Here is an 11,628-nt window from a genome sequence, read left to right on the forward strand (position 1 = left end):
TGCCAGGCACATGAAAAAGACAACCCGAGAGGGTTGTCTTTTTTGCATTAAGGACAAAACTTCTGGCTAAAATAATCGAATTGTCCCTAATAGCCCTTATTGAGGATAAAATTAACTATCAAACGAAACAAAATGTCCTTAATAAGCAATATGCAAAACAAGGCTAGATGTTAAATTATCAAAACTGCCCATCATCTCCATCCAATCCCACCCTCCATTCAGAATCACTCAAATCAACCACAAACAAATCAACATAAAAAAATTCACACGTTTCCCATCTGCAGAATTTGGAGAAAATCATTAGTAGCGAAACGTTGCATCCAGATAAAAAAATGAGTATAATTTATGTCAAATATAGTCAAAGTCAGATAAAATAATAACAAAGGGGGTGGGAAGATGAGAAACATCTCCGATATTATTGAAAAATATTTGAAGCAAGTATTAGAAATGAGTGATGAGGACCTTGTTGAAATAAAGCGGAGTGAAATCGCCGATAAATTTCAATGCGTTCCGTCCCAAATCAATTACGTCATCAATACACGCTTTACCATCGAAAGAGGTTACATTGTTGAGAGTAAAAGAGGAGGCGGTGGGTATATACGAATTATGAAGGTTCAATCCCATGATTTAGCTCATCTAATCGACCATTTGCTATCGTTGATTCAAAGTCGAATTAGTCAAACAAGTGCTGAAGACGTCATCCTCAGGCTTGTCCAGGAAGAAATTATAACAACCAGAGAAGCAAAAATCATGTTAAGTGTCATTGACCGTTCTGTTTTATATATTGATCTTCCACACCGAGACGAATTACGAGCCAGAATGCTAAAAGCTATGCTAACATCTTTAAAATATAAATAACTCAAGCTGCTGGAGAGGTGAAAGTATGATTTGCCAAGAGTGTAATCAAAGACCTGCAGCACTTCATTTTACAAAAATCATAAATGGTGAAAAAACAGAAGTGCATCTTTGTGAGAAATGTGCTCAGGAAAAAGGCGAAATGTTTATTTTTAATGGAGAGTCGGGTTTCGCATTTAATAATCTGTTGGCCGGATTACTAAATATCGACCCTTCTTTTAAAAAGCCCAGCCAAAGTCCATTTCATCAGGAGGAAGTTCTACAATGTGATCGCTGCTCAATGACTTTTCCTCAATTTTTAAAGGTAGGCCGTTTCGGTTGTACACATTGCTATGAAACCTTCAAAGAACAGCTTAAACCTGTTTTGGGACGTCTTCACAGCGGCAACTGGGCACATAATGGAAAAATCCCTAAAAGAATTGGCGGTGGAATTCATCTTCGCAAGCAATTAGATGAACTGAAAAGCGCACTAAGAGATTCCATCATCAGTGAAGAATTCGAGAAAGCTGCTGAGATTCGTGATAAAATACGGAACTTAGAAAAACAACTAGCAAGCAGCCATGAGGGAGGGGAATAAAGGCGTGTCACTCGAACGTTTTCTTAATCAAGCGGTCAGTTCATGGATGAGTGCGGAAGGACCTGATTCCGATATTGTCCTAAGTTCTCGAATACGATTGGCCCGAAATTTTTATGAATATCGTTTTCCAACTTTATTTTCACACGAAGAGGCGAAAAAGATTATTTTAGAAATGGAAGAGATTTTAAAAACTTCGCCGTTCCAAAAATTTGGCCAAATGGAATTGTTGAAAATTGATGAAATACAGCCGCTCCAAAAAAGAGTCTTGGTGGAAAAGCATATAATCAGCCCACATTTAGCGGAAGATTCACCATATGGTGCAGTTCTATTAACCGAAAATGAAGAAGTTAGTATTATGATTAATGAAGAGGATCATATCCGAATACAATGCTTGTTCCCAGGCATGCAATTATCAGAAGCACTGGATGCTGCAAATGAAATTGATGATTGGCTGGAGAGTAATATTCAATATGCTTTTGATGAAAAACACGGCTATTTAACTAGCTGTCCTACTAATGTAGGAACAGGCCTACGCGCTTCCGTTATGATGCATTTGCCGGGGCTGATGTTAACCCAGCAAATCAACCGGATTATTCCTGCCATTCATCAATTAGGACTGGTGGTTAGAGGGATTTATGGTGAAGGAAGTGAGGCGCTGGGGAATATATTTCAAATCTCCAATCAAATTACATTAGGAAAATCGGAAGAGGATATCAGCCGTGACCTGATGGGCGTTGTCAGCCAGCTAATTTCGCAAGAAAGGTCGGCGCGCGAAGCATTACGAAAGACTTCTAACATACAATTAGAAGACAGGGTGTTCCGCTCCTTGGGCGTGTTATCTAATAGCCGGATTATTGAATCAAAGGAAGCTGCAAAGTGTTTATCCGATGTTCGGCTTGGAATAGATATGGGGTATATCAATGATATGCCAAAAACGATATTAAATGAATTAATGATATTAACCCAGCCGGGATTTTTGCAGCAGTATGCCGGCGGACCATTAAGACCTCATGAGAGAGATATCAGACGCGCAGCATTAATACGGGAACGACTAAATTTGGAGAAAGAAAAAATAGGTGAGGAGTGAGAGTATGATGTTCGGCCGTTTTACTGAGAGAGCACAAAAAGTTTTAGCTTTAGCACAAGAGGAAGCCATTCGTCTTGGTCACAACAATATTGGGACAGAGCATATTTTATTAGGGTTAATTCGTGAAGGAGAAGGGATCGCAGCAAAAGCCCTTTATGGACTGGGATTAGGTTCTGATAAAATCCAAAAAGAAGTTGAAAACTTAATTGGCAAAGGACAAGAGACGTCTCAAACCATTCACTATACTCCTAGAGCAAAAAAAGTCATTGAACTTTCCATGGACGAGGCACGTAAACTAGGCCATTCCTATGTCGGTACAGAGCATATTCTCCTTGGTTTAATTCGTGAGGGAGAAGGGGTTGCGGCCCGTGTACTTAATAATCTTGGTGTCAGCTTAAATAAAGCGCGCCAGCAGGTCCTTCAATTATTAGGCAGCAATGAATCTGGCGGCCATCAAGGCGGCGGGGCAGTAAGCGCTAATACTCCAACACTTGATAGCCTTGCTCGTGATTTAACCGCGATTGCAAGAGAAGGAAGCCTGGACCCAGTAATTGGACGCAGCAAGGAAATTCAGCGCGTTATCGAGGTCCTAAGCCGCCGGACAAAAAATAACCCGGTTTTAATCGGGGAGCCTGGTGTAGGTAAAACTGCGATTGCAGAAGGGCTTGCCCAGCAAATCGTGAATAATGAAGTGCCAGAAATCCTCCGTGACAAGCGTGTCATGACGCTTGATATGGGAACCGTTGTTGCCGGAACGAAGTACCGCGGTGAATTTGAAGATCGTCTGAAAAAAGTAATGGATGAAATTCGCCAAGCCGGCAATATTATTCTATTCATTGATGAACTTCATACCTTAATTGGAGCAGGTGGTGCGGAAGGTGCGATTGACGCTTCCAATATTTTAAAACCATCGCTTGCCCGCGGTGAGCTTCAATGTATCGGAGCTACGACGCTTGATGAATACCGTAAATATATTGAAAAAGATGCTGCCTTAGAACGTCGTTTCCAACCAATCCGTGTTGATGAACCAACGGCTGAGGAATCAATTCAAATTTTAGAGGGACTGCGTGATCGTTATGAAGCACACCACCGTGTATCGATCACTGATGAAGCGATTGAGGCGGCGGTAAAGCTTTCGGACCGTTATATTTCGGACCGCTTCCTGCCTGATAAAGCCATCGATTTAATTGATGAAGCGGGCTCGAAGGTACGTCTTCGCTCCTATACCACTCCTCCTAATTTAAAAGAATTAGAGGTAAAGCTTGAGGATGTTAGAAAAGAGAAGGACTCTGCCGTTCAAAGCCAAGAGTTTGAAAAAGCAGCTTCCTTAAGAGATACAGAGCAGCGTCTTCGTGAACAGCTCGAAGAAACGAAGAAAACGTGGAAAGAAAAACAAGGAAAAGAAAATAACGAAGTAACCGTTGAGGATATTGCCAGTGTCGTTTCCAGCTGGACGGGAGTACCTGTTTCGAAGCTTCAACAAACAGAAACTGCAAAACTTCTAAATCTAGAGGAAGTTCTCCATTCCCGTGTTATTGGTCAAGAGGAAGCTGTTATTGCGGTGTCTAAAGCGGTCCGCCGTGCGAGAGCGGGGCTAAAAGATCCGAAGCGCCCAATCGGTTCCTTCGTCTTCCTTGGACCTACTGGTGTCGGAAAAACTGAATTAGCACGAGCGCTTGCTGAAGCGATGTTTGGCGATGAGGATGCAATGATTCGTATTGATATGTCTGAGTATATGGAGAAGCATTCTACCTCCCGTCTTGTCGGATCCCCTCCAGGTTATGTCGGCTATGAAGAAGGCGGGCAATTAACCGAGAAGGTTCGGAGAAAACCATACTCTGTCATCTTGCTGGATGAAATTGAAAAAGCACATCCGGATGTATTTAATATCCTTCTTCAAGTCCTTGAAGATGGACGCTTAACAGATTCCAAAGGAAGAACGGTTGATTTCCGGAATACCGTCTTAATCATGACCTCCAATGTCGGAGCTGAAGCATTGAAACGCAACAAATATGTCGGCTTTAATATTCAGGACAGTGCCCAGGATTATAAGGATATGAAGGGGAAAGTAATGGAGGAGTTAAAGAAAGCCTTCCGCCCGGAATTCCTGAACCGTATCGATGAAATCATCGTCTTCCATGCACTCGAGAAGAAGCATTTAGACGAAATTGTCACTCTATTATCAGAACAGTTAGTTAAACGCTTAAAGGAACAAAATATTTCAATTGAACTTACGCCTGCAGCAAAAGGCAAAATTTCAGAGGAAGGGTACGACCCAGAATATGGAGCTAGACCATTAAGACGTGCGATTCAAAAGCATATTGAAGACCGTCTATCTGAAGAACTGCTAAAAGGTACATTATTAACAGGCCACCATGCTATAATAGATGTTGATAATGGTGAATTTGTTGTTAAATCGGCTGAGAAAACAAGCTTAGCGAAATAAAATAGTTAAAGTTCTGCAAAAAATAACTGTAGTTACTCAAGTAGAGGTACACGTGAATAAAGTCCAACCGTGTACCTCTTTTTTCATTTTTGCAGTTATAAGGAAGGATAAGAAATGGCTAAACGAAAAACGAAGTTTATGTGCTCAGAGTGCGGATATGAATCGCCAAAATGGATGGGAAAATGTCCAGGGTGCGGTTCGTGGAATAAGATGGTCGAGGAAGTAGAGGTAACCGGTGCGAATAGAAGAGGGGCTTTTGCCCATTCACAAGGCACTTCAACAATCCTATCAAAACCAACTCCGATCACATCAATCGAAATGATAAGTGAACCAAGAATTCTTACCGATTTAAATGAATTGAACCGAGTTCTCGGCGGTGGGGTCGTTAAAGGTTCTTTAGTTTTGATTGGCGGGGACCCGGGTATCGGTAAATCAACGCTGCTTCTACAAGTATCCTCCCAGCTGGCGGGTAAAGGCAATCAGGTTTTGTACATATCGGGTGAGGAATCATTGAGGCAAACCAAACTCCGTGCTGAACGTTTGGGAATCAAATCAGAAAATCTGCTTGTCTATGCGGAAACAAATCTCGAAGAAATTAATCGAACGATTGATAGTACGAACCCAAGTTTCGTCATCATCGATTCCATCCAAACCGTCTTCCACCCGGATATTACTTCAGCACCGGGGAGCGTTTCTCAGGTCCGTGAGTGTACCTCTGAACTCATGAGAATTGGAAAAACGAAAGGGATCGCCATTTTTATCGTTGGGCACGTCACCAAGGAAGGCTCCATTGCCGGTCCGAGACTATTAGAGCATATGGTGGATACGGTGCTTTATTTTGAAGGAGAGCGGCACCATACGTATCGAATATTACGGGCAGTCAAAAATCGCTTTGGCTCTACAAATGAAATGGGTATTTTTGAAATGAAGGAGTTTGGCCTCGAGGAAGTAGAAAACCCATCTGAAATTTTTCTGGAAGAACGTTCAAGGGGGGCGGCAGGGTCTACGGTGGTGGCCTCGATGGAAGGAACACGCCCTGTTCTTGTAGAAATCCAGGCGTTAATCTCTCCAACTAGCTTCGGAAACCCGCGCAGAATGGCAACCGGAATCGACCATAACCGAGTGCCGCTATTAATGGCCGTCCTCGAGAAACGAGTGGGAATGCTCCTGCAAAATCAAGATGCCTATTTAAAGGTTGCCGGCGGCGTAAAATTGGATGAGCCGGCAATTGATTTAGCTGTAGCGGTCAGCATCGCCTCGAGCTTTAGAGATAAACCGACTAGGCCGACCGATTGCATTATCGGTGAAGTGGGGCTGACCGGTGAGGTTAGACGGGTATCAAGAATCGAGCAGCGCGTCCAGGAAGCTGCAAAGCTTGGATTTGAGCGGGTTATCCTGCCAGCCAATAATTTAAGCGGCTGGAAAGGGACGGCAGGAGTTGAACTAATTGGTGTTTCGTCAGTAAGCGAAGCACTAAAAGCTGCGTTGGGGGAGTAGCGGATGGATCATAAAAAGCTTGGCGAACATACTGTTAGTGATGTATTACAGCTTATTGCCCCGGGTACGCCTCTTCGTGATGGCATTGATAATGTTCTGAGAGCCAATACTGGGGGGCTCATTGTAATTGGGTATAACGATAAGGTTAAAAGTATTGTCGACGGCGGCTTTGCAATCAACTGTCCTTTTTCGCCAAGCTTTTTATATGAATTGGCCAAAATGGATGGAGCCATTATTCTAAATGAAACCGGAAATAAAATTCTATTCGCAAATGCCCAGCTTGCGCCTGACGCGGATATTACCTCGACTGAAACGGGGATGCGGCACCGTACGGCTGAGAGAGCTGCCAAACAAACGAAAGCTCTAGTCATAGCTATTTCACAAAGACGAAATGTCATTACCTTGTATCAAGGAAATCTTCGTTATGCGTTAAAAGATATTGCGGTTATTTTAACGAAAGCCAATCAAGCCATTCAAACACTAGAGAAATATAAAGCGGTTTTGGAACAGAGTATTACCAATTTAAGTATTTTAGAGTTTGAGGAATCAGTTACATATAATGATTTTTTACTGGTTCTTCATCGGTTCGAGATGGTATTAAAAATTAAAAATGAACTATTAACCTACTTGTATGAACTGGGGACAGAAGGCAGGCTTATCCGCTTGCAAATGAATGAAATTTTGACGGAGCTTGAAGAGGAAATCATGTTGATTATCAAGGACTATGCCTATGATCGCGATGTGAAAGCCCGTGAGGTCCTTCAAAGGATGCAGGTGCTGGCCAATAGCGGTACGATTGAAGATATGGTGTTATTAAAGCTAATGGGCTACCTAGGGTATGTTCATTTAGATGAAAATAAAAATCCTCGTGGTTATCGGATTCTGAATAAAATACCGCGGCTGCCAGCCATCATTATCGAAAACCTCATCACTTGTTTCGATGAGCTTTCCAATATTATTCCTGCCACCGTTGAAGAACTGGACGAAGTTGAGGGAATTGGCGAGGTTCGGGCCAAGAAAATTAAAGAAGGATTTAAATTGATTAAAGAGCGGCTCTATACGGACCGCCATTTGTAATTGGTAATTATTTGACACAAAAATTTTCCAATGCTACCCTATGAGGAGTAAGATTTTAACAACACTACTTTATTTCAAGACCATTACAATTTGGAAAAATAATCAACATTTCAAGGTTTCAAACTTACGAATCTGTTTATAATGAGTAGAGGAGGTGAAGGAATGTTAAAACGAATTGTGCAGGCTTGCTTCCTCATAATAGGTGGTACGCTTGGGATCTTGTTTTTACCGAATTTGTTCAATCTACTTCATATTAATGACATTCCCGTTCTTAATAATTCTTATGTCACTGCTATTTTAGGTGCTATTATTTTTTATCTTATTACCTTTTGGGCAGTAGATTATGTGTTTAATTTTATTACATGGGCTGAAGATTCATTGGTGAAAATTCCTGTTACGGATGTTTTGTTTGGCAGTCTAGGTCTCATTTTTGGTCTGTTGGTTGCCTTTTTAGTCGGCTTTGCGCTAAACGCTGTTCAGGTGCCGGTGTTAAATGCGGTTGCACCCATTATGCTGACTCTCTTATTTGGTTACTTAGGCTTTCAAGTGGGCTTTAAAAAACGGGATGAGCTCTTAGGTCTTTTTGGAAAGGGCAGCAGCAAGAAAAAGTCATCGGAAGAAGAGACTGAAAAGGAAGCTAAGGAATCTTTAAAAATATTAGATACAAGTGTCATTATCGATGGACGTGTTGCTGATATTTGCCAAACAGGATTTTTAGAAGGGACGATTGTGATTCCCCAGTTTGTTTTGGCGGAATTGCAGCATATTGCAGACTCTTCTGATGTCTTAAAGAGAAATCGCGGCCGACGAGGCTTGGATATTTTAAACAGAATTCAAAAGGAGCTCGCCATTAAAGTTGAAATTTACGAGGGCGATTTTGAAGAGATTAGTGAAGTGGATTCAAAGCTTGTCAAGCTGGCGAAAATTACAAATGGTATTCTTGTTACCAATGATTTTAATCTTAATAAAGTATGTGAATTGCAGAACGTCTCTGTATTAAATATTAATGATTTAGCCAATGCCGTTAAGCCGGTTGTTCTTCCAGGGGAGGAATTAACGGTTCAAGTTATTAAAGACGGAAAAGAATATCATCAAGGCGTTGCTTATTTAGATGATGGAACAATGATTGTCGTAGAAGAGGGAAGAGAATATATCGGGAAAAGAATTGAGGTTCTGGTTACGAGTGTCCTTCAGACTTCTGCCGGCCGAATGATTTTTGCTAAACCGAAATTATTAGAAAAAGCTTTATAGATTGAGGTATTTATATGTCTTACCAAGTCATTCTCCCAGCTGCGGGCCAGGGAAAAAGAATGGGAGCGGGGAAAAATAAACTGCTGCTCACACTTAATGAAATTCCAGTTCTCATTCATACCTTAAGGGTGTTTGATGAAGACGAGGCCTGCGATGGCATCATTCTTGCCATTCATCCTCAAGATGAAGCGGAATTTATAGCTTTGTTAAAAAAGCACAAAATCAAAAAAGTTATCAATTTAGTTCCTGGTGGAAAGGAACGTCAGCATAGTATCTATAATGCACTGAAAACAGTGAAATGCGCAGGGGTTATTCTTGTTCATGATGCAGCAAGACCATTTATTCAAAAAGAGCATATTCATCGTTTAACAGAGAAGGCAGTTGAAACAGGTGCTGCCATTATCGGAGTACCTGCGAAGGACACGATGAAAAAGGTTCAGGATGGTATTGTTGCTGAAACTGTCGAACGTTCAAGCTTGTGGGCTGTTCAAACCCCGCAAGCTTTTCGTATTTCGCTGCTTAAAGAGGCCTATGAAAATGCTGAGAAGGACCAGTTTCTTGGCACAGATGATGCGAGTTTAGTTGAACGCCTCAACCATCCTGTAGCCATGGTCGAAGGTGATTACGATAATATCAAGCTGACAACACCTGAAGATCTATTCTTTGCGGAAGCGATACTAGAAAAGCGGAAGCGCCTTGATCAGGGAAAAAAGTAGTTCATTTTTTGTAGGGAAAAAAGTAGTTCATTTTTTGCTAGGCGCTTTAGCTAGACAATAGAAAAAAAGGAGTTTTTAATCATGTTTCGAATTGGTCAAGGCTTCGATGTTCATCAATTAACGGAGGGGCGGCCGCTTATTATTGGCGGTATTACCATCCCCTACGAAAAGGGGCTGTTAGGTCACTCCGATGCAGACGTATTATTGCATACGGTGTCTGATGCCTGTCTGGGTGCAATTGGGGCAGGGGATATCGGCAAGCATTTCCCTGATACTGACCCGAATTTCAAGGATGCAGACTCCGCTAAGCTGATGGAGCATGTATGGCAGTTAGTAAAAGAAAAAGGCTATGAGCTAGTGAATGCCGATTGTACAATCATAGCCCAGAAGCCGAAAATGGCTCCTTATATTGAGCAGATGCGCGTACGGATTGCTGAATTGTTAGAAGCTGATCCGGAACAGATCAATGTAAAGGCAACAACAACAGAAAAGCTTGGCTTCACGGGTAGAGGGGAAGGCATTGCCTCCCAAGCAGTAGTTTTATTGAAAAAGAAGTGATAAAATAGTCAGTTGAAAACCATCTGAATTAACATGGAGGCATTATAAATCATGTCAAACGAAGTTCGTGTAAGGTATGCACCTAGTCCGACAGGACATTTACATATCGGAAACGCCCGTACTGCGTTATTTAATTATTTATACGCACGCAGCAAAGGCGGGAAATTTATCATCAGGATTGAAGATACCGATAAAAAGCGGAATATCGAGGGCGGAGAAGAAAGCCAATTAAAATACTTAAAATGGCTTGGTATGGATTGGGATGAAAGTGTCGATGTAGGTGGCGAGTATGGTCCCTATCGTCAATCTGAAAGAAACGATATTTATGAAACATACTATAATCAATTATTAGATCAGGGCCACGCTTATAAGTGTTATTGTACAGAGGCGGAGCTTGAAGCAGAGCGTGAAGCACAGACGGAAAGAGGCGAAACGCCGCATTATTCCGGGAAATGCCGTCATTTGACTCCGGAAGAGCGTCAGCAGCTGGAAAGTGAAGGCCGCGAGCCAAGCCTCCGTATTGCCGTTCCTGAAGGAAAAACCTATACCTTTGATGATATGGTTAAAGGCGTCGTTTCCTTTGAATCAGAAGGAATGGGTGACTGGGTCATCGTTAAAAAAGATGGAACGCCTACCTATAACTTTGCAGTTGCCATTGATGATCATTTAATGAAAATTTCTCATGTCCTTCGCGGAGATGATCATATCTCGAACACACCAAAGCAGCTGATGGTATATGAAGCATTAGGCTGGGAACCGCCTATTTTTGGACATATGACCTTAATTGTCAACGAAAGCCGCAAAAAGTTAAGCAAGCGCGATGAATCGATTATTCAATTCATTGAGCAATACGAGGAATTAGGCTATTTGCCGGAAGCTTTATTTAACTTTATTACCTTACTTGGCTGGTCGCCAGCAGGTGAAGAGGAACTATATTCTAAGGCTGAATTTATTGAAATATTTGATGCCAACCGACTGTCAAAATCACCGGCATTATTTGATAAACAAAAGCTTACCTGGATGAACAATCAATATATGAAAAAGATTGATGTTGACCGGGTTGTGGAACTAGCGCTGCCTCATTTAATGAAAGCAGGTCGCATCAGCGGAAATCCGACCGAAGAAGAGAGAAACTGGGTACATGGCTTAGTTGCGCTTTTACAGGAAAAAATGAGCTTTGGCGCCGAAATCGTCGAGCTGTCCGATATGTTCTTTACAGACGAAGCAGTATATGAGGATGATGCAAGGGAAATACTGACAGGTGAGCAGGTTCCAGAAGTTTTAAAGGCATTCTCCCAAGAACTCGATCAACTCGAAAGCTTCGAGGCAGATGGCATTAAGGCAGCCATGAAGGCTGTTCAAAAATCCACTGGTCAAAAAGGAAAAAATCTGTTCATGCCGATTCGTGCTGCGGTGACAGGCCAAACCCATGGACCAGATCTCCCTCAGGCAATTGAACTTTTAGGCAAGCAAAAGGTCCAAATGAGAATTAATAAAATTATTAGTTAACATTACAGACAAAATGTAATATAGTATATGTAAGAATTTTTTATATATTAAAGCG

At 41.8% G+C, this 11,628-nt stretch carries 10 protein-coding genes and 1 other annotated feature (1 of these 11 only partly in view); all 10 genes read left to right on the plus strand.

What is annotated here, in order from left to right; all coding sequences use genetic code 11:
- The first annotated feature begins 396 nt into the window (after nt 1-396).
- Nucleotides 397-858 carry a CtsR family transcriptional regulator gene (locus V7161_RS18795; RefSeq protein WP_335714473.1) on the plus strand — a complete coding sequence of 154 codons (462 nt, stop codon included), beginning with the start codon at nt 397-399 and terminating at the stop codon, nt 856-858.
- A 25-nt stretch (nt 859-883) separates the two neighbouring features.
- Nucleotides 884-1,432, plus strand: a complete 549-nt coding sequence (locus tag V7161_RS18800; RefSeq protein ID WP_335714474.1) for a UvrB/UvrC motif-containing protein — start codon at nt 884-886, stop codon at nt 1,430-1,432.
- 4 nt (nt 1,433-1,436) lie between these two features.
- Nucleotides 1,437-2,519, plus strand: a complete 1,083-nt coding sequence (locus tag V7161_RS18805; RefSeq protein WP_335714475.1) for a protein arginine kinase — start codon at nt 1,437-1,439, stop codon at nt 2,517-2,519.
- A 4-nt stretch (nt 2,520-2,523) separates the two neighbouring features.
- Nucleotides 2,524-4,965, plus strand: a complete 2,442-nt coding sequence (gene clpC / locus V7161_RS18810) for an ATP-dependent protease ATP-binding subunit ClpC (RefSeq protein ID WP_289989277.1) — start codon at nt 2,524-2,526, stop codon at nt 4,963-4,965.
- Between the two features lie 114 nt (nt 4,966-5,079).
- Nucleotides 5,080-6,462: a DNA repair protein RadA gene (gene radA / locus V7161_RS18815; protein ID WP_335714476.1), complete on the plus strand. Its 1,383-nt coding sequence runs from the start codon at nt 5,080-5,082 to the stop codon at nt 6,460-6,462.
- A gap of 3 nt (nt 6,463-6,465) precedes the next feature.
- Nucleotides 6,466-7,539, plus strand: coding sequence for a DNA integrity scanning diadenylate cyclase DisA (disA, locus tag V7161_RS18820; protein ID WP_335714477.1), 1,074 nt, complete (start codon nt 6,466-6,468; stop codon nt 7,537-7,539).
- Nucleotides 7,540-7,701: 162 nt separating this feature from the next.
- Nucleotides 7,702-8,790 carry a PIN/TRAM domain-containing protein gene (locus tag V7161_RS18825; protein WP_335714478.1) on the plus strand — a complete coding sequence of 363 codons (1,089 nt, stop codon included), beginning with the start codon at nt 7,702-7,704 and terminating at the stop codon, nt 8,788-8,790.
- 14 nt (nt 8,791-8,804) lie between these two features.
- A complete protein-coding gene (gene ispD / locus V7161_RS18830; protein WP_335714479.1) occupies nt 8,805-9,506 on the plus strand; it encodes a 2-C-methyl-D-erythritol 4-phosphate cytidylyltransferase in 702 nt (233 codons plus the stop codon).
- Nucleotides 9,507-9,587: 81 nt separating this feature from the next.
- Nucleotides 9,588-10,064 carry a 2-C-methyl-D-erythritol 2,4-cyclodiphosphate synthase gene (ispF, locus tag V7161_RS18835; RefSeq protein WP_335714480.1) on the plus strand — a complete coding sequence of 159 codons (477 nt, stop codon included), beginning with the start codon at nt 9,588-9,590 and terminating at the stop codon, nt 10,062-10,064.
- A gap of 51 nt (nt 10,065-10,115) precedes the next feature.
- Entirely contained in the window at nt 10,116-11,573 is a 1,458-nt protein-coding gene (gene gltX, locus V7161_RS18840; RefSeq protein ID WP_335714481.1) for a glutamate--tRNA ligase, read from the plus strand.
- 46 nt (nt 11,574-11,619) lie between these two features.
- Nucleotides 11,620-11,628 (plus strand) — a binding site (T-box leader); it runs 223 nt beyond the window's last position.

Source organism: Neobacillus drentensis, assembly GCF_036965425.1.
In the GTDB taxonomy this organism is placed as follows: Bacteria; Bacillota; Bacilli; order Bacillales; family Cytobacillaceae; genus Neobacillus; species Neobacillus drentensis_F.